Here is a 22,605-nt window from a genome sequence, read left to right as displayed (position 1 = left end):
CTAAAATTAAGGCTATGAAATATTTATTCATATTTATGATTGCGGTGTTATCGGTTTCCTGTAAGAAGGCGCTTGACCTGCATCCGCTTGACAGCTTAACACCTGACCAGGCATTTAGTACCGAAGCAAATCTTCAACTCTATACCAATTCTTTTTACAATTCGGGCATACCGGGTGGCACGGCTACATTTACAGGTGATGCTACCAGCGATATCCAATCGCAAAACCTTGTATCAAACTATTTAAATGGTGTGTTTACCAGCCAGCAAGGTACCGGCTGGGATTGGGGCACGCTGCGTAACATTAATTATTTTTTGGAAAATTATAATCAGGCGCCTATATCGCAAGATAAAAAAAACCACTACGCCGGTATAGCAAGGTTTTTTAGGGCATGGTTTTATTTTGAAAAAGTTAAAAACTTTAACAACGTACCCTGGTACAATAAAACGTTAAAAGTTGATGACCCTGATATTTATAAAACACAGGATCCGCGAACATTAGTAATGGATTCGGTTTTAGCAGATATTACCTTTGCAAGCACTTATATAAATAACACCAAAGATGCTACATCATCAACCGTAACAAGGGCTGTAGCGTTAGCGTTAAAATCAAGGATCTGCCTTTACGAGGGTACTTATAGAAAATACCACACCGAATTGGGCCTGACAGCTTCGGCTAATGCCTGGCTGCAAAACGCTGCCGACGCGGCTTCGGCAGTGATGACAGGCGGACAGTACTCTGTTTACTCCACCAATTCGCCGGATAAGGACTATCGCGCATTATTTTTATCGCAAGCCCCGGTAGCTGCCGAAGTTATGCTGGCCAATACCTTTAGCGAAACCTTAAAAAGGTACCATGATGCTAACTGGACATTTACATCGGCAACCTATGGCGGTAACATTTCATTTACCAAGCGTTTTATAAATACCTACTTAAATATTGATGGTACGCGTTACACCGATAACCCGGCTTATAACACTACCGAGTTTAAGACCGAAGTAAAAAATCGCGACAAACGTTTATATCAAACAATACGAGCTGCCCCTTATAAACGTGCAGACGGATCGGCAGCGCCGCCAGATTTTGGGCAGGCATTTACCGGTTACCAGGAACTTAAATTCACTACCGACGACAAATCGATTGATACAAAAGCGGCTAACTTTAACTCTATACCCATTATCAGGTATGCAGAGGTATTATTAAATTACGCTGAAGCTAAGGCAGAGCTGGGAACTTTTACCCCTACCGACTGGGCAAATACCATAGCACTTTTACGTAAAAGAGGGGGTATAACCAATTTAGCTATGCCGGCAACGGTGGATGCTTATATGAGCACTAACTTTTTTGCAGATGTCACATCGCCTGCCTTAATGGAGATCCGCAGGGAAAGAGGGATTGAGCTATGTTCAGAAAACTTCAGGTATGATGACCTGATGCGTTGGAAACAAGGTAAACTTTTAGAGAAAGAGTTTGACGGTATATATGTGCCGGCCATGAATACAGTTTACGACTTGAACGAAGATGGTACACCTGATGTTAGCTTTGTATCTGCCATACCGGCAACCAAAGTAGCGGGGGTAGTTTACGTAGTAATTAATAACACCACCACCAAACTTTCTAACGGAACAAGCGGCCGCGTAATATGGCGCGCAAACCTGGTTAAAACATTCCAGGATTATAAATACTTAAAACCAATTCCGTATAACGAGTTGGTATTAAATAAAAACTTGGTTCAAAACCCGGTATGGGATAAACCATAAATAATCATACTAAAACAATGGGCCGGATGATTATTATTATCCGGCCTTTTTTAATAACAAATTCAGTTTATATTATAAAACTTGTAATCAATATGATAAGATCAGGTATGCTAACTGTTGGTTTTATTACTTTGGGGATTGCGGCATTTTCACAACAATCGCCAATAGTAATGCAAAACCGGCGCGAGCTATTTATTGACAACGCGATCATAGATTCGCAAAGCGATGTTGAAACCAGGTTGGGTACACCGGTATCCGGCGGCGTGGCCGTAAAGTTTGACAAGCCCTGGGAAGGAAGTTTTTGTGCTTATGTTTCAATTGTTAATGATGGCAAAAAGTTCAGGATGTATTACCGGGGTGTTGGGGCACATCAAAAAGCAGTTGACCAGGTAACCTGCTATGCCGAGAGTACCGATGGAATAACCTGGACAAAACCTGATCTGGGGCTGTTTAGCATTAACGGCAGTATGCAAAACAATGTAGTACACACCAGCGATTCGCTTAAACAAACTACACATAACTTCGCGGTATTTTATGATGGGCGCCCGGGTGTGCCGGATGCCGAGAAATACAAAGCTGTTGGCGGTGTTTACTCAACCGCGAAAGTAAAAAGAGGCCTGTATCGCTTTGTATCACCCGACGGGTTACATTGGAATATGTTTAAGGAGCCCACCCCTCTTTTTGGCGACGGTTATGGCATGGATTCGCAAAATGTACCGGCGTGGGTACCGGCAGAGAATTGCTATGCCATTTACTTACGGATGTGGACCCAGGATAAACCCGGCGATAAAAAACTGCTGAAAGGCATACGTACCATTGCCCGGTCGACTTCTAAAGATTTTATCCATTGGACAGAACCCGTACCTATGAGCTTTGGCAATACACCAATGGAAAACTTGTATACCAATGCCACGCAAGCTTATTTTAGGGCACCGCAGATCATGATCGCTATGCCGTTCAGGTTCTCGCCGGATAGCCGTATCCTTACCGATGACGAAATGAAAACTTACGGCATCTCGCCATCAATGTGGCAGGGGGTTTCAGATGCCGTGTTGCTATCATCAAGAGGTGGTAATGTTTATGACCGTAAATTTCTGGAATCATTTGCACGTCCGGGATTGGACCAGCGTAACTGGGCAGCACGCAGCTCTATACCGGCTTTAGGTGTTATCCCGACAGGAGAAAACGAAATGTCTTTCTTTTTAACACGCGCCTATGGCACTAAAGATTGCTACCTTGAACGTATGGTACTGCGCAAAGACGGGTTTGCATCGTTACACGCAAAGTATAACGAAGGTTATGCACTAACCAAACCCTTGCTTTTAAAAGGCGACGTGCTAAATATTAATTATTCAAGCTCATCTATCGGTTATATAAAGGTAGTATTATTGGGTGAGGATGGTAAAGAAATACCCGGTTTTGGTGAAGCTGATGCCACAAAATTAACCGGCGATAAAATTGATTATAAAGTAGCCTGGAAAAGTGGAAAGCAAATAACTAATTTGGCTAATACACCAGTGCAAATAAAATTTATACTACGTGATGCTGATCTATACTCGTTCGGTGTTTTTTAATCTTATCAAAATGAAGTCACAATTAATTACGTTAAGTTTAGCATTTATGCTCATAGGCATTAGCGCCCGTGCGCAAAATACTACCGGTTGGGACAGCACCTACCGCCCTCCTATCTATGCGGGCAAAGTGGGACAGTTTAAATCGTTCCCAAAATCAAAAGATGATATTATTTTCCTGGGAAACAGCATCATGACCTATACCGACTGGAACGAACTTTTAGGCATAAAAACAGCTAAAAACCGTGGTATCCCGGGTGATATGACCTTTGGTGTATTGGACAGGCTGGAGAATGTGATCCAGGGCAGACCAGCCAAAATATTTATAGAGATAGGCATCAACGACATTAACCGGAGCGTCCCTGACAGCCTTATTTTAAGGAATTACAAACGGATAATATCCCGAATAAAAGCCGGATCGCCATCAACCAAAATTTACTTTCATACACTACTACCCGTAAATGACACCTTTGCCAGCCTGAAAGGTAAAACAGCGCATATATTATACATCAATAGCAAGCTAAAAGAAATTGCCGTGCAGGAGGGAATAACATTGATAGACTTATACCCGCATTTTGTAGACAGTACAGGAATGATGAACCCTAAATATGTTTTTGATGGCCTGCACCCAAATGAGCTGGGCTATTTTATATGGGCGGATGTTTTGAAAAAAGGGAAATATCTGACAAAATAATAAAGTTTAAAATCTTTTAATTGATACTAATTAACAAACAGTTGGTAATTTTACACTATCGGCTGTTTGTTTTTTGCAATTCACAACTTAAAATAGTATCAGTATTGTAAAATAAAATAGCACTAATTAATAGCAGCAAAAGATACATTTGAAATAAGTATTTTAAACTCAACATATGGACGCAGCCGTTACCAGTGCAAAATTATCCAAAACCGAAAAACTACCATTTAAAGCATGGTTGGTTGTTGGGTTACTTTGTGTGGTTGGATGCCTTAATTACCTTGACCGCGTAATGTTAACCACCATGCGCGATTCTATTATAAAATCTGTCCCCATGACCGATGCACAGTTTGGCTTACTGACATCGGTTTTTTTATGGGTGTATGGTTTTTTAAGTCCTATAGCCGGTTACATGGCCGATAGGTTTAGCCGCAGCAGGGTAATTGTAGTTAGCCTGTTTGTATGGTCGGGCGTAACGTTTTTAACAGCGCATGCTACAACTTTTGAAGGGCTACTGGCCAGTCGCGCTTTAATGGGTGTAAGCGAAGCCTGTTATTTACCCGCCGCTTTAGCTTTAATTTCAGATTATCATAAAGGGCGTACACGTTCATTAGCAATAGGAATACATTTAACCGGCGTATTTATAGGTCAAAGCCTGGGCTTTTTAGGTGGTTGGATAGCCGAGGATTATCATTGGAGTAATGCATTTGTAATTTTTGGCGCTATAGGTATAGGGTATGCCATTGTACTATACTTCTTTTTGCGCGATGCCAATACCAGCGACCAGGTAAAGAAGGAAAAAAACGACGTTAAATTCTTTGTGGCTATAAAAGATCTGTTTAAAAGACGATCGTTTACCTTTTTACTGATATTTTGGGGGTTCCTCGGTATTATCGGTTGGATGATATTGGGTTGGCTGCCTACTTATTATAAAGAGCATTTTAATTTATCACAAACTAAAGCCGGTTTATATGCAACCGGATACTTGTATCCGCTTGGTATGGCAGGTGTTCTGGTTGGTGGTTATTTTGCTGACAGGTGGAGTAAAACAAATACCAAAGCACGCATATTAGTACCCATAATAGGCTTATGCATCGCCGCCCCTGCGGTGTTTATCGCCAGTAATACCGATGTGGTTTACATAGCAGTTGGCGGTTTTATTGTGTATGCTTTTACCCGCGTATTTGCCGACACCAATTTAATGCCCATTTTATGCATGATTGCCAATAAGCGTTACATTGCTACCGGTTATGGTGTACTAAACATGTTTGCCTGCATAGTAGGCGGGCTGGGCCTTTACGCCAGCGGTGCTTTAAGAGATGCGCACGTAAACATGGCCCTGCTTTTCAGGATAGCATCTTTCAGCATGATAATTTGTGCCGGTTTGTTATACCTGGTTAAAAAGGACGTACAAAATTCATATAAAGATCAAACAAATAAATAGTTACTAATGAAAATGAGAGAAAGCCGGGTATTGGCAAAACTTAGGGCAGGCAATGCTGCCAGCTGTTTAAAGGTAAACCTTGGCGATGGCCAGGCAGCAGAGATAGCTGCCATATGCGGCTTTGATTGTTTATGGATAGATCAAGAGCATCTGGCGCAGGACTGGTCTGTACTAAACGCGCAGATCTGGGCGGCAAAATCACGCAATGTAGATGTAATGGTACGTGTGCCGCGCGGCAGCTATAGCGGCTATGTTAAGCCGTTAGAGATGGATGCGACCGGTATAATGGTACCGCATATCAGGAGCCTGGCAGAAGCAAAAGAAGTAGTAAAAATGACCCGCTTCCACCCGATAGGCCTTAGGGCCATTGATGGCGGCAGTGCCGATGGCGCTTTTACCAATATGGATTTTCAGGATTATTTAAAAGACTCTAACGAGCAAAAATTCCTGGCCCTCCAAATCGAAGACATCGAAGTATTGCCTGATTTGGAAGCTATAGCGGCATTAGATGGTGTTGATATGTTATTTTTTGGCCCGGGCGATTTTAGCCAAAGCATTGGTGCACCCGGTCAGTGGGATCATCCGCGCTTAATTGAAGCGCGTAAGCTTGTAGCACAGGTAGCTAATAAGTATGGCAAGTTTGCCGCTACATCCGGCGGTATTGATAGTTTGGATAGCTTCCTGGAGATGGGTTATAAGTTTGTAAATGTTGGTGCAGATGTAGTGGGTCTAAGCAGCTACTGCAAAAATCTGGTAGACAGGTTTGGCAAATCGGTAACCGAAAAACTTCCGGGTGCGGTAATTGATCCGGGCAAGCCTTACTAATCGATATGAAAAAGAGGTTACTGGGTAAAACCGGCATAGCTGTTTCTGAAATTGCATTTGGCGGGGTTGAAATTGGTGTGCCTTACGGCATAGGCGTTAACAGCGAAGCTGATATGTTATCGCGCGGTGATGCTGTTAAACTCTTGCATGAAGCGCTGGATAAAGGGATTAACTTTTTTGATACCGCCCGCCTGTACGGCGAAAGCGAATCTATAATGGGTGAGGCTTTTCATGACCGCCGTGATAAAATAATACTTGCAACCAAGTGCCCCCATCATTTTAAAAATGCCGACGGTCAAATTTCGGACTATCAATCATTAAAAAGCAGGATCGAAGCATCGTTGGAAGAAAGTTTGGGACTGTTAAAGACAGACTATGTTGACATTTACATGGTACACTACGCCGACTTGGATATACTGGCTAACAACGATGTAAAAGAAATTTTCAACCAAATAAAAAATAGCGGAAGGGCGCGCTCAATAGGTGTATCAACCTACAACGCCGCCGAAACTAAAACCGCTATTCAAAAAGGTTGGGAAGTAATCCAACTGGCCTTTAACCTAATGGACCAACAGCAGGCAGCAAACTTTGATTATGCCCACCAGCAGGGAACAGGAATTGTAGTGCGCTCGGTTTTAATGAAAGGTTTATTAAGCGATAAGGGCCGCGATCTGCACCCGGCATTACAGGCTGTTGAGCAGCATATTGGTAAATATCGCGAATTGTTAAATAATGAAATAACCGAAATATCAACCCTGGCGACAAAGTTTGCCTTATCGTTTAACCAGGTATCATCGGTATTGGTTGGGATAGACCGGTCTGAATATTTAGATAAAGCGCTGCAATCTGTTAACGGCAGTTTGTTAAATGCAACCGATCTGTTAAAAGCAAAAACATTGGCCTACCCCGATACATCATTTCTTGACCTGCCAAAATGGGACAAGTTGGGCTGGCTAAAATAATATCATAAACATGAAACTATTAAGGAATATTACGGGCAGCAAAGTTTGCCTGGTATTGTTGTTCGCGCTTTTCAGCAGCGGCGTTAAGGCACAGGTGGTTATTCCTAATACAAACATGATCACCAATGGTGATTTCATGTCGCGCGACCCTTTTCAGCGCCCATTGTGCTGGGCCACCGGTATGGGCCTGCAAACGGCTACCCTATCGGGTGCAGAAAGGCATGGTGCCAATAAGGACGATCAATCGCTAAAAGTTTCCGACACTTCAACTACCAGTAATTTACAGGTTAGGTCCGAGAAAAAAATAGCCGATCCGGGCACCGTGTATAAAGCCACGGCCTGGGTTAAAACAAAAACCGGCAAACCGGCAACCTTCAGGCTGGATTTCTGGGACCAGAATAATGCTGTCATCGGTACAAAGTCGGCTATTGCCACACCTGCCGAAGATTGGCAACAATTAACCATCGAGCTTAAAGCGCCTGATAAATGTACCCATGTAACAGTTTCTATTTTTACACTCGTTGCCGAAACCGGGCTTAGTTATTGGGATGATATCGCTTTAACCTATGAAGTTAACTACGACCCTGCCTTAAAAAACAATGTGCGCGAATTGTTTATGGATGATTATCGCATTACCGAAATGGTAGATGTGCAAAGGGTGGTTAAGCCGGCTGTTAAATCAAAAGTATTGATACATGCAACCGAACCCTGGGAAGGCACCTCTAACTACATTTATGGCACCGTACTAAAAAACGAACCCGCCGGCACAGGTTACCGTATGTGGTACTGCGCCTACCTTAAGGAAAAATATTTTGTGTGCTACGCCACAAGTGTTGATGGCATAACCTGGGTAAAACCTAAGCTGGGTATTATTGAGTTTAACGGCAATAAGCAAAATAACATTTGCCGCGTTGGGGGCGGCACAGTAGTATACGATCCGGATGATAAAGACGCTTCGCGACGCTATAAAATGATGTCGTTTGATGGCGAGATCAAGGAGAACTTTGGCTATAACGTCTATTTCTCGCCCGACGGCCTTAACTGGACACATTATCCAAAACCCGTATTGCCTTACGGCGACGTATCAAACGTTGCTTACGATCGGGAGAAGCACCTATTTATAGCTACCACCAAGCAGCGTATGCTGGTAAGCAACACCAGTGTTACGCCGGGCAAAATGGACCGTATGGCGTTTGTATCTGTAAGCGATGATTTTATTAACTGGCACGCGCCGGGTCAGCCAAATACGATAGCTACACTTGCTGTAGAAGGCGATCCCTCGGATGACAGGCTGGTAATGTCAAAAGGCGGCATCGAGGCAAATGTGTATGGTATGCCGGTTTATCCTTACCAGGGGATCTATATCGGTTTCCCGTGGATGTTTGATATCACCACTTATAACTCGGGCGTATTTGCTGTAACCGGCGATGGTAAGATCCAACCGCAAGTTGCCGTATCGCGCGACTTAAGGCATTGGAGCCGCCCGGTGCGCGACCCTGTTATCCCGTTAGGCAAAGCCGGATCATGGGATGACGGTACGCTCTATACGTCAAGCAATATGCAGGTTACCGATAAGGAAATGAGTGTATATTACGGTGCAATGAGTTTGCCTCATGGCGGCAGTTCGCCAACCATTACGCAATACGCCCGCATTGCTAAAGCCAGCTGGCGTAGGGATGGTTTTGTATCGTTATATAACGGCGGTAGCGATCCCGGGAGCATCACTACCAAAACCATAACATTTACAGGTAAACAATTATTGGTGAACACTAAATTAGACCTGGGCGGCAGCCTTCGTGTTGAGGTTTTAGATAAGGATGGCAAAGCAATAAACGGCTATGGCCTTGCACAATGCAAAGCTATTGTTGCAGATCAATATACTGCTGTGGTTACGTGGGCAAAGGGTGCAGACCTTTCGGCATTACAGGGCAAAGAGATAAAACTGCGTTTCCACTTAACTGGTGGTAACCTGTACTCCTACTGGTTTAAATAATTAAACATGGCTGCAAACATTGGCTTGGGTTGCGTAACGTTTGGCAGGGAGATAGATAAGGCTGCCTCTTTCGCGCTGATGGATCATGCCCTGGGTATGGGGGTAACCCATTTTGATACGGCTGCGGCCTATAGCAATGGTTTATCAGAAACTATTGTTGGCGAATGGTTGGCTGCACGTGACGAAAAGAATAACATCGATATCGCTACCAAAATATTACCGCCTTATAATGCGGCCGGTATCCGTGAATCTGTTCAGCAATCGCTTAAACGTTTGCAGTTAGATACGATCGATTTACTTTATCTACATCGTTGGGATACCGCGCTTGCACAGCCTGAGGCCTGGTTGATACTAAATGAGCTAATCGCCGAAGGCAAAATAAAAAACATTGGCGCAAGCAATTTTAATACCGTACAATTAGCCGATACACTTGAATTGTTGCAGGGCACTCCTGTCTGTTTAAGCTATATCCAAAATAACCATAACCTTGCGGTAAACGATATCAGTTTGGAAATGATGGATTTGTGCGATAAAAACAACGTCCGCATAATAACTTACAGCCCGTTAGGCGCCGGTTTTTTAACCGGGAAGCATTTAAATGGCGTGCAGAAAAACTCAAGGTTTGATATTATGCCCGCCCACCAGGATGTTTATTCGGGCGAAAAAGCGCAAAGGCGGTTAAATAAATTAATGCAGGTAGCCAAAGCTACCGGGCATACACCAGCCTTACTGGCTATGGCGTGGGCATTCCATCAGCCTCAAACAGATTGGGTATTAATTGGCGGCCGTTCAACCGGTCAGCTTGATTTAGCTACCGAAGCAATAAAATTTTATGACGCGGATATTTTTGCTGAACTTGAAAGAGATTAATTCTCCCGGTTTCGCTGTATAATAATATCAGTATCATAAAATAAAATAGTAACACGCTATGGTTTATAAACCGAGATTTGGTACAGTGATTACCCGCTTTTAACTTAATCTTAAATAACTAATGAAACGATTGCTTACCTTACTATTTTTAGTTGCAACCACAGGCGTTATTGTAAATGCGCAGGACGGCCCGGCTAAAATAGAAGTTCAAAAAATATGGAACGAGGCGCCGCACAGCGCCTTTACAAGTTTGGTGAGATTTAAAAACAGGTTTTACTGCACTTTCAGGGAGGCGCCGGCCCACGTATCTGGACCGAAAGGTACAGCAAGAATTATAATGTCTGCCGATGATGGAAAAACCTGGAAAAGCGTGGCTTTTTACAAGATGGAAGGGCTGGACATTCGCGACCCGAAGCTATCTATCACCCCGGATAACAGGTTAATGGTATTGATCGACGTAGAAACCTATAAGGATGATAAGGTAGATACCCGCAAGCCGTGGGTTATATATTCTGATAAAAATGGCGAGAATTTTTCTGAGCCTGTTGAATCAATAGTTGATCCGGCGATAGCGGGAAAATCTGACTGGGTATGGCGCGTTAGCTGGTACAAAAACATGGGCTACGCTATCGATTATAAAAATGGAACCGTTTTCCTGGTTAAGACAACGGATGGTAAAGCTTTCGAAAATGTTGCAAAACTTGATGTTGACGGGGCTCCTAATGAATCAACCGTTAGGTTTGACAAAAACGGAAAAATATATGTTATGATAAGGCGCGAGCAGGGCGACCAGCGAGGTGTAATTGCCACCGCCGAGGCGCCTTATACCTCATGGCAATACAGCAAAATGGATGTGCGCATAGGCGGGCCCGACTTTTTATTTTTAGATGACAACACCTTATGCATAGGTTCGCGGCTGTATCCACAGGATCCGGAACTGCAAAAAAAGGCGATCAACCATAAATCGGCAATTTTTATTACCGACCTGCAGGGTAAAACCAAAAAAGCAATCACTATACCCCAAAGCGGCGGCGATTGCAGCTACCCCGGTATGCTGATCTATAAAAACACCTTATGGTATTCGTATTACTCATCGCATGAGGATAAAACATCAATTTACCTGGCTAAAGTGCCATTAAGCTTGTTAACAAAATAGTAAATTTAAAAATGATAAAAATTGGTGTAATAGGCATGAGCCCGGGTAATGCACACCCAACTTCATGGTCGGCTATTATTAACGGTATTTTTAATGCTGATGAGATCGTGTCTTTAGGGTATCCGGCTGTAGCCGCATATCTCCAGGCTAACAAAGCCACTTTGGGTATTCCCGGCGCAAAAGTTACGCATATATTAACCCAGGATGCGGCAATATCGGCACATATAGCACGTACCGCGGGCATTGCGGTTATCTGTAACTCGGCCGAAGAAATGATCGCTGAAGTGGATGCCGTTTTACTTTGCAGGGATGATCCTGAAAATCACCGCGAAATGGCTAAACCATTTATTGATGCCGGGATCCCCCTGTTTATTGACAAACCTTTATGTGATACCCTGGCCGACCTTGAGTATTTTGCTGCCGAAGTTGCTAAAGGAAAGTTTATCATGTCTTGCTCATCGCAACGGTATGCCGGCGAGTGTATGGCAGCGAAACAGGATTTGCCTAACATGGGTAAGATAGAATTGATTACCGCCGTAGGTAAAAAAGACTGGACCAAGTATGGCGTACATTTATTGGAAGGAATATTTTCTATTATGGACGACCCTAAACCCATTAGCGTTATAAACGTTGGCAAGCCGGACGCCGCTATTGTTAAAATAGACTTTGAAAACGGGTTGCAGGTTACGGTACATTTGATGGAGCATATTTCCGGCACTTTCCAGATCTCCATATTTGGGCAGCAAAACTGGAAACTGGTTGACGTTAAAAACTCGTACGCTATGTTCAGGGATAATGTCATTGAGTTTATCCGCTCGGTACAGGAAGGCAAACCGCGATTGGAATTTGCCAAAACAGAACAGATCATTAAAACATTGATTGCCGGTACAGAAAGCTTAAAGCAGGGCGGCAAAAAAATTAGCATAAACTAAATGAACGTTAAGCAATTGTTTGACCTGACAGGGAACGTTATCCTGGTATCAGGCGGGGCGGGTAATTATGGCAAATGTATTGCCGAGGGTTTGGCCGAAGCGGGTGCCACGGTTATTATCGCTTCGCGCGATCTTAAAAAACTGGAAGAAGTGGCAGCAAATTTCCGTACGCAGGGATTAGATGTGCATGCTTTACAGGTTGACCAGGGCAATCATCAATCGGTATTGGAACTGAGCAAAAATATTATGGCCCAATTTGGTAAACTGGATGGCTTTGTAAATAATTCTGTAGCACGCACCATGAAAAGCTTCGATGCCCCTATCGAGGATTTTGCCGCATCCATGCAAGTTAATGCCACCGGGATGATGGATATTTTAAGGGAACTGGGTGCACTGATAGCTAAAAATGAAGATGGTGGCACTATAATCAACATCAGCTCCATGATGGGCATGTTTGGACCCGATTATTCAAATTACGAGGGTACCGATATGCCTAAAAGCCTTCCGCCCGATTACTTCTTCCATAACGCCGGATTGATCAATTTAACAAAGTTCCTGGCGCAGCATTACGCGGGTAAAAACATCAGGGTTAACTGTATCAGCCCTGGTGGTTTATTCAACAACCAGCCCGAGCGGTTTTTAGAGAACTATACCAAAAAGGTACCGCTAAAACGCATGGCCAATAACGACGATATAAAGGGACTGGTGGTACTATTGGCCTCAAAAGCGGGCGAATATATCAACGGTGAGAATATATTAATGGACGGCGGTTTAAATGCATAATAAGCATCATGGAAAACAACAACATATTAAGTCTTAAAGGAAAAACCATTTGGGTAATTGGCGGCGCGGGCTACCTGGGGCAGTCAACAGTTAAATTACTGTTGCAGGCCGGAGCCAAAGTTTTATGTGTCGACCTGGAAGATAAGGCAACACAGTTTGCAAACTCGTTAAACAACAACAACCTTATTGCCGGTTCTTTAGATGTGCGCGACGGTGAAGCCATCAAAAAATTTGTCGCGGCAAAAACAGCCAAATTAGGTGCACCGCAGGGGCTGGTGATCCTTACTTTTGGTTCGACCTCCAAACATTTCGAAGATTTGACCGAAAAGGATTTTGACGAAGTAAACCATACCGGCCTTACCGGCACCTTTATGCTGGCGCGCGAAGCAGGCTTGGCAATGGAAAAAGAAGGCCGGGGCAGCATTGTATTGTTCTCCAGCATGTACGGCTCAGTATCGCCAAATCCCGGGGTTTATGAGCTGCCGATGAATGTTAACCCTATTGAATACGGCGTAGGCAAAGCGGGTATTGTACAAATGACGCGTTACCTGGCAGTACACTGGGGCAAAAAAGGCATCCGTTGTAACTGTATATCGCCGGGGCCGTTCCCAAATCCCGGCATACAGCAGCAAAAACCCGAATTTATAGAGCGATTATCCCAGAAAGTACCAATGGGCCGGGTGGGCCATGCAGATGAAATTGCCGGTTCGGTGGCGTTTTTCTTATCAGATGCTGCGTCATTCGTAACCGGGCAAAACCTGTTTGTTGATGGTGGCTGGACAGCCTGGTAATTTACTATTCAGTATAAATAATTTGTGGAACGTCGGCAAGTAACCATATTTAATACCGGTGTTAACGGTCATAATACAGCCGATCTTTTATTCAGGTTGGATGAGGATGTGCTATCCAAAAATCCCCAACTGGTGCTGTTAATGGTTGGCACCAATGATATGCTGAGCGATGCCAATATACTTACATATAAGGCATATGAAGCTAACTACCAGCTGTTAATTACGCGGATAAAACCACATGCAAAACTGGTACTAATGACAATAGCCCCCATAAATGAGGGCTATATATTGGAAAGGGTTAAGCCATCGGTGTATGGCAATATCTCTCCGCAAGCCAAGGTTGACGGTGCCAATGATATCGTACGACAATTGGCCGCCAAAAACGAATGCCGGTTAATAGATATCAATCATGTACTGAAAGCCTGCGGTGGTTCGGGGACTGAACCCGACTCGCTTTTCATGAATGTAGCAAATGCTGATATCAATGATGGCGTACACCCCACTGCTAACGGTTATAAAGTTATTGCTACAGCAGTATACCAGGCCTTAAGTATTGCAGAACCTGGGGTTAACAGGATCGTATGTTTTGGTGATAGCATTACTTATGGCTATAAAATGGAGGGACAGGGTACGGTTGAAGGTGACCCTTATCCGGCGGTGTTGAACAGGCTGTTTAATAACTTGTAATCAAATCTTTAAAATGCGTAAAAAGCTCCTTATAATTTTTTGTATGCTGATGGGCATGGGTGCCTATTCGCAAAATGGGATTACAATTACCAACGCGGGCCATAACGGCGATAACACAGTAGAACTTTTAGCACGCTTAAATAAAGATGTTATAGCTAAAAAGCCGCAAGTGGTGGTGCTAATGGTCGGTACAAATGATATGCTGAACTTGCGTAATAAGTTAACCGTGCAGGAGTATAAAATGCAATATCAAAAGTTAATTACCGCGATAAAAAAAGACAGTAAACTTTTCCTGATGACGATACCGCCTATAAATGCTGAATATGTATTACAAAGGATTGATGCTAAAAATTATGCTCCTGGCGGTCCGCAAGCGCGGGTAGATTCTGCCAACGCGGTTATAAAGGAGTTAGCTATTAAAAACAAATGCCATTTAATAGACCTGAATAAAATATTATTAGCCTGCGGTGACTCAACAAGCGATAAAGAATCGCTGTTTCAGAACGTTTCTAATTTTAATGTGAACGACGGTGTACACCCTACGGCTAATGGCTATAAAGTTATTGGTACGGCCGTATACGAGGCAATTATCAATACCGAACCCAAAGCAACTCATATTTTATGCTTTGGCGATAGCATCACCTTTGGCTATAAAATGACGGGCCAGGGCACAATAACCGGCGACTGCTACCCGGCAGTATTAAACAGGCTGTTTAATAACCGGTAAACCTATCAAATCTTGTTTCATATACGCCGTTTTATGAAACAAAACTCGTCGATTTATTAGCCAACTGATTACAAATCAGTTAATCACATTTTATACTTAAAATAGCTGACGGATAAGTTGTTTCATTTTGTTTTATCAATTTTCATTAATCAGTTAAAATTCAACCAGTTAAGTCAATATCTTGTTTCACCTGTTTCATTTGTTTTACATTTCTGTGAAATGAAACAAGTTGCGTTAAGCTCCTATAGTTTTACGGTATTCAGTCGGTGTCATACTCTTAAAGCGTTTAAACTGGCGGTTGAAGTTAGCCAGGTTTTTAAACCCGCTTTCGTAGGCAATTTCAACAATGTTATGGTCATCATCAGCCAGCAGCTTGCAGGCATACCCTATGCGTACGGTATTTAAATACTCCACAAACGTTACCCTGAAATGGTCTTTAAAGAAATTGCAAAAAGTAGTTACCGCCATATTGGCTATCGATGCTACTTCGGGCAGGGTGATCTCCTTATCAAAGTTCCGCATGATGTATTCGGTTACTTTACCAAACCTGTCGGATGCCTTTAGTTCAACCTGGGTATATCCCGGGCTTGCCAACACCTCATACTCGGCAGATGTAGCTAATATGTCAAAGATCTCGAACAGGGCCGATAACCGTTTAAGCCCGCTCATAGTTAGCATGCTTTTCATCAGATTGTTAATTTTGGTACGGGTTGCGCCATGATAGGCCAGGCCCCTGGATGATGTCCTGAGGATATTTTTAAAGTTCTCCATTTCGGGGATACTTAAAAACTTATCTCCCAAAAAGCTATCCATAAAATGTATCACAATAGCATCAGCCGGGTAACCGGCTTCGCCATTCATAAACTGGGTGTCATTTATCCAAACATGGGGTATGCCCGAGCCCATGAAAACCAGGTCATCTTCATCAAAATAGCCAATATGGTCACCCACCATTCTGCGGCCAGTCGATTTTAAAATCAACACTAACTCAAACTCGGGGTGGAAATGCCAGGGACAGGGAAAGTACTTTCCTGTCTCGCGGAACACAACAAACGATTTATCAAAGTCCTGGGGCAGGCGTTGTTCTATTGCTTTCATCCTCAATTAAACTAATTATTAATACAACATTAACATATTTATCCTTAATTTTCTATTATGAGCCAATATATATGAAAAATAATACCAGTATTACATACGAAAGTAATAGTAAACTAAATGGCCCGCCTTTACTTTTGATTGAAGAAGATTATTAGTCCATTTACTAACTTTAACCTTAACAAACATAACTTATGGATAAACAAAAAATTGCCCACCCAGATCGTCAGGCAGGCTTTGACACAGGCGCTTACTCTGATGGGGTGCTGGTAAATGGTTTCCTGTTTTTAAGCGGACAGGCAGCTGTTGATTTTAAAACATCTGAGTTTGTTTTAGGCACCATAGAGGAAGAGACCACACGTACATTAGATAACCTAAAAGCTATAATTGAAGCCGCCGGCGCTACCATGAATGATGTGGTAAAGTGCACCGCGCATTTAGCTGATATTAATGATTTTGATCGCTATAACAAAGTATATTCAACCTATTTTACCGGTATTAAACCCGCACGTACCACTGTACAATCAGTACTTGCTGAAAATTTGAAGGTAGAGATTGATTGCATTGTAAAAATGCCGGTATAAGCACTATGAATATAGTAAAAACAAATCCTGCAGAAATAGAGGTTGGTGTAGTCGGCATTGGGTTGATGGGCAGCAGCATTATTGTTTCGCTGCTGGCATCCGGCCATCGGGTAAAGGCTATAGCGCCAATAAACGCGGATTTTGATGCTGCTGATAACAGGATAAGCGAACAGCTTACTAATTGCATGCAGGCGGGTTTGTTAAAAAAAGAGGCCGCCTACTACCTTAATAACCTGGAAATAACGATGGACTATTACACCCTGGCTAATTGCAGCCTGGTTATTGAGTGTGTAATTGAGGATATCGATATTAAAGCTCAGGTTTATAAAAAAATAACTGATGTAGTATCAAGCAATACCGTAGTTGCCAGTAATACATCGGCCATAGCCATAACCATTTTGCAAAAGCTGGTACCTAACCCTGAGCGGTTTATAGGCGTCCATTTTGCGGAGCCTGCTTATGCCACGCGCTTTTTAGAAATAACCTGCGGCGAGCTTACCGATGCAACTTATGCCGACTGGGTATTTAACCTTGCCCGGCATTGGGCTAAAGAACCAACCTTACTACGCAAGGACATTAAAGGCTTTATTACCAACAGGCTGATGTATGCTGTTTACCGCGAGATCTTTCATTTGATAGACCAGGGCAAAACCACCATGGAAGATGCCGACAAGGCCTTTAGATACGATGCGGGTTCATGGATCACATTAATGGGATTATTTAGGCGAATGGATTATAGTGGACTGGCTGATTATGCCGAGATCTTTAAAAACATATTTCCGCAATTATCAAATACCGATGATGTGCCTGCTGTAATGGAGCAAATTGTTAAAGAAAACGGGCGGGGCATCCAAAACCTTAACGGCCTGTACAACTACACAACACAGGAAGCCGCAGAATGGGAAAAAGCTTTCGCTGCATTTAACGAAGATATTTTCAGACTGGCCGCAATGTACCCGGCAAATGTGTCTGAAAAAGAACGATTATTAATTTAACCTGATAATGGAAATTAAGAGTTATGATAAATCTGCCCGGCTGCTTGAGCGGGCAAAAAAAGTTTTGGCGAGTGGGGTTTCTTCCGAGTTCAGGAAATACAATCACCCGCATGCCTTATTCTATACCCATGGCAAGGGCAGCCGCATTTATGATGTGGATGGTAACGAATACCTCGATTTTACATTAAGTCAGGGCCCTTTGATCCTGGGCCACTCCCACCCCGAAGTTATAAAAGCAGTTACCGATTATTCGGCAACAGGGCAGCTATATGCCGGCCAGCATATTCAAGAAATTGAACTTGCAGAGAAGATCAGTCAGCTTATTCCAACAGCCGAGTTAATGCGCTTTTGTTTGGACGGATCTGAAGCTGTACAAACTGCTTTCAGGGTAGCCAGGGCTAAGACAGGTAAATCAAAATTTCTGCGGTTTGAGGGTCATTATCATGGCTGGATGGATAATGTTTGCTGGGGTATATCAACACCATCTGTTGAAGCATTAGGTAGTCGCGAAGAACCGCAAGTTTACCCCTGGACCGCAGGCCTACCCGAAAAAACACGTGATGAGTTTATTGTAATACCATGGAATGATGCCGAGCTTTTAAAAGCTACCATCAAAAAACATCACCATGAATTAGCTGCTGTAATAACCGAACCGGTAATGTGCAACAACGGCTGTATCCTACCTAAAGACGGCTTTTTGCAAACTATACGCGACTTGTGTACTGAATATAACATGGCCTTTATATTGGATGAGGTTATTACAGGTTTCAGGCTATCATTAGGCGGAGCGCAGCAATATTTTAATATTAAGCCTGATATGGCAATCTTCGCGAAAGCTATTGCCAGCGGGTACCCTATAAGCGCTATTGTTGGCACCCACGAATGGATGGAGCTGATTGAATCGGCAAAAGTTATCCATGCAGGCACGATGAATTCAAGCAACGCTACGGTAGCCGCCGCACTGGCAACTATCCAGGTATTGGAGAAAGAACAACCTTACGAACGTATGTTCACACTGGGTAAAAAGTTGATCCGGGGAATTAAAGATGCAGCTGCCGAAACGGGTCATAAACTATTAGTGCAAGGCCCCGGCCCAATGTTTAATATCGCATTTACCGACGCCGAAGCAGTATATGATTACCGTGATACCTTAACTGCTGACAAGGCTAAACTGGGCAAATTTATAGCAGCAATGCATAACGAAGGCATCCGCATAATTGGCCGGGGACTGTGGTATATTAGCGCAGTGCATACCGAGGCAGATATCGACCAGGCTATCGCGAAGACAAAACAAGTATTAAAAACATTAGACATTTAAGTGGATAACGCTATCAAAAATACGGACCCTGTTTTACTTATCGGCGATGCCGCTTTAATTGCCAGCACTGCGGTTTGCTTGCTTACGGCGGGGCATTATCTAAATGTAGGTACACCCAATGCCGCTGAGTTTAATGAGTTTTTAAATAAACATTTAAAAGCACAAGGTAAAGCTGGTGTCTATCAAAACCAACTGGTAGTTAGCAGTACACTAACTACCTATCACGATTGCAAATTAGTTATAGCAATTACACATGAAAATGCAGGCGATAAGCAGCAACTGTTAAATAGCTTGGTACCGCTTATTGCCCCCAATGCAGTTGTTGCCATTAATACCGAAAGCATTCCGCTTGATACTTTACAGGCAGGCTTTGATAATCCTGCAAGATTAATTGGTTTAAATTGGACAGAGCCTGTACATACGTCTCTTTTTCTTGAAGTTATTTCAACCGATATTAGTAATGATACGGCAACAAAAATAGTTGCGCTGGCCAATTCGTATTGGGGGAAAGATGCTTATATTGTTAAAAATGATGGGATCCGCAGCCGCCTGATAAGCGCTATGGCCCGCGAGGCTTCTTACCTGGTAGATAACGGCTATGCATCGGCAGAAGATATTGATCGTGCCTGTCGCAATGATGCCGGTTATTATTTACCATTTTGCGGCAATTGCAGGTATATGGATTTGATGGGTACCTATGCTTATGGCATGGTGATGAAGGATCTCAATTCCGATCTGTCAAAAGACACCCAATTGCCCCAATTTATGGAGCAGGTACTTGATGCAGGCGGCCAGGGTATGCAAAACAATAAAGGTTTTTATAATTATACTGATGAAGAGGTAGCGAAGTGGAAAGAGGTGACAGAAAAATTCGGCTATCAAATTAGAGCCATAATAGAAAAATATCCATTTAACTATAACAAGTAATACGCAGCTATATGCAAAGGCCCTTTATAGTCGACGCACATCTTGATCTTGCCATGAACGCGCTTGAATGGAACCGGGACCTTTCCCGCCCGTTAACCGAAATAAGGCAGCGCGAAATGTTTATGAAAGATAAGCCCGACCGCGGCAAAGGCACAGTTTGCCTTCCCGAATTACGCAAGGGCCGTATAGGTCTGGTAGTTGCAACACAGCTGGCCAGGTATACTCCTGCCGGCAGTGCATTATCCGGCTGGAACTCGCCGCAACAGGCCTGGGCAATGACACAGGCGCAGCTATGCTGGTACCGCGAAATGGAGAAATTGGGCGAAATGGTGCAGATCATCAATCTTGATCAGCTTAACACACATTTAGCTTTATGGAACGATACCACAATTGACGACGAAAAGAAACCAATAGGTTATATCCTTAGTTTGGAGGGAGCCGATTCGTTAGTGGATATTGATTACCTGCACATAGCTTATGGTTATGGCCTCCGTGCTTTGGGATTGTCGCACTTTGGACCGGGCCGTTACGCGCCGGGTACAAAAATGGAAGGCCCGCTAACGCCTAAAGGTGTTGAGTTGTTAAAGGAGATGAACTCCCTTAACCTCATATTAGATGTAACTCATTTAACCGATGAGGGATTTACCCATGCGCTTGATCTGTATAACGGACCGGTTTGGGCAAGCCATCATAATGTGCGTAAAATAGTACCTAATCAACGCCAGTTAACTGACGATCAAATCAAACAATTGATACAACGCGACGCGGTTATAGGCGGCATGTTGGATTGCTGGGCCATGGATATCCGCTTTATTGATACGGTGTCCGACCCATGGCAATTGGATATCAGGCTTGAAAATTTGGTTGATCATTGGGACCATATTTGCCAGATTGCCGGCAATGCAAACCATATCGCCATCGGTAGTGATCTTGATGGTATCTTCGGAACCGAGCAATCTCCCTGGGATATGGATTCTATCGCCGATCTGCAAAAATTTGAAGTTATCCTATCTAAACGCGGGTATACCTCGCAAGATATCGAAAATATATTCAGTCAAAATTGGCTTCGTTTTATACGTAAAGCGTGGTCATAAAATATCAGTAGTATATGGGCGCTCAACAGTTTTTAGCCGGTGCGGCAAATGTAGATATCACTCCCCCCCTGGGTACTTTTATTAATGGCGATTTTGTAGCACATACTGCCAAATACATCCATGACCGCCTGCATGCCCGCGCATTAGTTTTCCAAAACGGCGATACTATTGCAGCAATTGTTGTGGTTGATATCTGTGTAATGCGCAAGGAGTTTGTAGATGAGGTAAAAGCTGAGATCCATAAACAAACCGGTATTGCGCCGGCTAACTTGCTTATTTCAAGCACACATACGCATGCTGCCGGATCGGTAGATGCGGTATATTTAGGCAAGGTCGATGAAGCGTATTCGCAGGCGTTGCCTCCCTTGATTGTACAATCTGTAGTGCTTGCAAAACAAAACCTGCGACCTGCAAAAATTGGTTGGGGTAGCGTCGATGTGCCGGAGCATGTGCTTTGCCGTCGCTACAAGATGAAACCTGGCTATGTTGCCGGTAATCCAGTTACCGCGGGTATAGATAATGTTAAAACCAACCCGTTTGGCGGCGAGGATTTTATTGATCAGCCGAATGCAGAAACCGATCCGCAGGTGGGTTTTTTTGCTGTAAAAGGGCTGGATGATCAATGGATAAGTGTATTAGCTAACTACTCGCTACACTATGTCGGCGATTGGGAAAACGGTACTATTTCGTCCGATTACTTTGGCGAGTTTTCGAGGCAGTTGCAGGCTAAATTAAATGCCGGTGCTGGCTTTGTTGGTATAATGAGCAATGGTACCAGCGGTAATATCAATATCTGGGATTTTTTAAATCCCGGCAGGTATCCAACCCGGCAATTTGAAAAGAGTAAATTGATTGGCGGCGATATTGCCGAAAAAGTCTTTAATGAGCTAAAACATATCGATTGGGATAACTCGCCATCTTTAGGTATTCAATACAGCGAGCCGGAAATAAATACCCGTAAGCCAACACCAAATGAGCTGCAAATTGCAGAACGTGTGGTAGCTGCAAGCAATTACGACCAAATGCAAATTAACGACGAAACCTTAAAGCACCTATATGCACGCGAACAGGTTTTATTAAATGATTTACCCGACACCTTAATATTTCCTATCCAGGCAATAAAAATAGGCAATGGAGTTATAGGTAGTTTAGGTGCCGAAATGTTTGCTGAAACCGGTTTATGGTTGAAACAAAACTCGCCTGTAAAAAACTATTTTACCATTTGCCTGGCCAATGGCAACGCCGGATATATACCACCCGAGCATGAATTTCGCAATGGTGGTTATGAAACCTGGCGCGGCCGCACCAGCAAGTTGCAGACGGATGCTGAAGCCATCATCAAAACTGAATTGTTATCACTAATTAATAAATTTACAGCTCAAACATTTTAGATCACA

The 22,605-nt window shown here is 43.3% G+C and carries 21 protein-coding genes; 20 read left to right on the top strand and 1 reads right to left on the bottom strand.

The annotated features are described in order from the left end of the window. Positions 1-14 precede the first annotated feature (14 nt). The 14 genes from ABIB50_RS12335 to ABIB50_RS12270 all read left to right on the top strand — a co-directional run bounded on the left by ABIB50_RS12335 (position 15) and on the right by ABIB50_RS12270 (position 15,195). A complete protein-coding gene (locus ABIB50_RS12335; protein WP_429380032.1) occupies positions 15-1,760 on the top strand; it encodes a RagB/SusD family nutrient uptake outer membrane protein in 1,746 nt (581 codons plus the stop codon). Between the two features lie 92 nt (positions 1,761-1,852). Beyond that, a complete protein-coding gene (locus ABIB50_RS12330) occupies positions 1,853-3,334 on the top strand; it encodes a hypothetical protein (RefSeq protein ID WP_429380031.1) in 1,482 nt (493 codons plus the stop codon). A gap of 10 nt (positions 3,335-3,344) precedes the next feature. Continuing rightward, entirely contained in the window at positions 3,345-4,025 is a 681-nt protein-coding gene (locus ABIB50_RS12325) for a GDSL-type esterase/lipase family protein (RefSeq protein WP_429380030.1), read from the top strand. Between the two features lie 175 nt (positions 4,026-4,200). After that, positions 4,201-5,469: an MFS transporter gene (locus ABIB50_RS12320; protein ID WP_429380029.1), complete on the top strand. Its 1,269-nt coding sequence runs from the start codon at positions 4,201-4,203 to the stop codon at positions 5,467-5,469. A gap of 6 nt (positions 5,470-5,475) precedes the next feature. Continuing rightward, positions 5,476-6,294 carry an HpcH/HpaI aldolase family protein gene (locus ABIB50_RS12315; RefSeq protein WP_429380028.1) on the top strand — a complete coding sequence of 273 codons (819 nt, stop codon included), beginning with the start codon at positions 5,476-5,478 and terminating at the stop codon, positions 6,292-6,294. A 5-nt stretch (positions 6,295-6,299) separates the two neighbouring features. Continuing rightward, the gene (locus ABIB50_RS12310; RefSeq protein ID WP_429380027.1) at positions 6,300-7,256 is read left to right on the top strand and encodes an aldo/keto reductase; all 957 of its coding nucleotides are present in this window, start codon (positions 6,300-6,302) and stop codon (positions 7,254-7,256) included. A 10-nt stretch (positions 7,257-7,266) separates the two neighbouring features. Beyond that, positions 7,267-9,249 carry a carbohydrate binding domain-containing protein gene (locus ABIB50_RS12305; RefSeq protein WP_429380026.1) on the top strand — a complete coding sequence of 661 codons (1,983 nt, stop codon included), beginning with the start codon at positions 7,267-7,269 and terminating at the stop codon, positions 9,247-9,249. A 6-nt stretch (positions 9,250-9,255) separates the two neighbouring features. Beyond that, a complete protein-coding gene (locus ABIB50_RS12300; protein WP_429380025.1) occupies positions 9,256-10,119 on the top strand; it encodes an aldo/keto reductase in 864 nt (287 codons plus the stop codon). Between the two features lie 121 nt (positions 10,120-10,240). Further along, a complete protein-coding gene (locus ABIB50_RS12295; protein WP_429380024.1) occupies positions 10,241-11,275 on the top strand; it encodes a sialidase family protein in 1,035 nt (344 codons plus the stop codon). Positions 11,276-11,286: 11 nt separating this feature from the next. Beyond that, positions 11,287-12,207: a Gfo/Idh/MocA family protein gene (locus tag ABIB50_RS12290; protein ID WP_429380023.1), complete on the top strand. Its 921-nt coding sequence runs from the start codon at positions 11,287-11,289 to the stop codon at positions 12,205-12,207. Then, positions 12,208-12,990: an SDR family oxidoreductase gene (locus ABIB50_RS12285; RefSeq protein ID WP_429380022.1), complete on the top strand. Its 783-nt coding sequence runs from the start codon at positions 12,208-12,210 to the stop codon at positions 12,988-12,990. A gap of 8 nt (positions 12,991-12,998) precedes the next feature. Further along, on the top strand, positions 12,999-13,781 hold the full coding sequence (locus ABIB50_RS12280) for an SDR family oxidoreductase (protein WP_429380021.1): 783 nt from the start codon (positions 12,999-13,001) through the stop codon (positions 13,779-13,781). 24 nt (positions 13,782-13,805) lie between these two features. Next, positions 13,806-14,468: a GDSL-type esterase/lipase family protein gene (locus ABIB50_RS12275; RefSeq protein ID WP_429380020.1), complete on the top strand. Its 663-nt coding sequence runs from the start codon at positions 13,806-13,808 to the stop codon at positions 14,466-14,468. 13 nt (positions 14,469-14,481) lie between these two features. Next, the gene (locus ABIB50_RS12270) at positions 14,482-15,195 is read left to right on the top strand and encodes a GDSL-type esterase/lipase family protein (protein WP_429380019.1); all 714 of its coding nucleotides are present in this window, start codon (positions 14,482-14,484) and stop codon (positions 15,193-15,195) included. Positions 15,196-15,429: 234 nt separating this feature from the next. Here ABIB50_RS12270 and ABIB50_RS12265 read toward each other — a convergent pair whose 3' ends face one another. Next, positions 15,430-16,293: an AraC family transcriptional regulator gene (locus ABIB50_RS12265; protein WP_429380018.1), complete on the bottom strand. Its 864-nt coding sequence runs from the start codon at positions 16,291-16,293 to the stop codon at positions 15,430-15,432. A 191-nt stretch (positions 16,294-16,484) separates the two neighbouring features. On the opposite strand from ABIB50_RS12265, the gene ABIB50_RS12260 reads away from it, so the two are divergent. Genes ABIB50_RS12260 through ABIB50_RS12235 form a run of 6 tightly spaced genes read left to right on the top strand, consistent with a single transcriptional unit; the run spans position 16,485 to position 22,599 of the window. Then, positions 16,485-16,874, top strand: coding sequence for a RidA family protein (locus ABIB50_RS12260; protein ID WP_429380017.1), 390 nt, complete (start codon positions 16,485-16,487; stop codon positions 16,872-16,874). A 5-nt stretch (positions 16,875-16,879) separates the two neighbouring features. Next, positions 16,880-17,869, top strand: coding sequence for a 3-hydroxyacyl-CoA dehydrogenase family protein (locus ABIB50_RS12255; protein WP_429380016.1), 990 nt, complete (start codon positions 16,880-16,882; stop codon positions 17,867-17,869). Between the two features lie 7 nt (positions 17,870-17,876). Beyond that, positions 17,877-19,187 carry an aspartate aminotransferase family protein gene (locus ABIB50_RS12250; protein ID WP_429380015.1) on the top strand — a complete coding sequence of 437 codons (1,311 nt, stop codon included), beginning with the start codon at positions 17,877-17,879 and terminating at the stop codon, positions 19,185-19,187. Then, positions 19,188-20,114, top strand: a complete 927-nt coding sequence (locus ABIB50_RS12245; RefSeq protein ID WP_429380014.1) for a 3-hydroxyacyl-CoA dehydrogenase NAD-binding domain-containing protein — start codon at positions 19,188-19,190, stop codon at positions 20,112-20,114. A gap of 11 nt (positions 20,115-20,125) precedes the next feature. Further along, on the top strand, positions 20,126-21,208 hold the full coding sequence (locus ABIB50_RS12240; protein ID WP_429380013.1) for a dipeptidase: 1,083 nt from the start codon (positions 20,126-20,128) through the stop codon (positions 21,206-21,208). A 14-nt stretch (positions 21,209-21,222) separates the two neighbouring features. Continuing rightward, positions 21,223-22,599, top strand: a complete 1,377-nt coding sequence (locus ABIB50_RS12235; RefSeq protein ID WP_429380012.1) for a neutral/alkaline non-lysosomal ceramidase N-terminal domain-containing protein — start codon at positions 21,223-21,225, stop codon at positions 22,597-22,599. The last annotated feature ends 6 nt before the right edge of the window (positions 22,600-22,605 follow it).

Origin of the sequence: Mucilaginibacter sp. UYCu711 (genome assembly GCF_050433825.1) — a bacterium.
GTDB lineage: Bacteria > Bacteroidota > Bacteroidia > Sphingobacteriales > Sphingobacteriaceae > Mucilaginibacter.
Note: the sequence above shows the minus strand (reverse complement) of the source record. Positions and strands in the feature narration are given on the sequence as shown.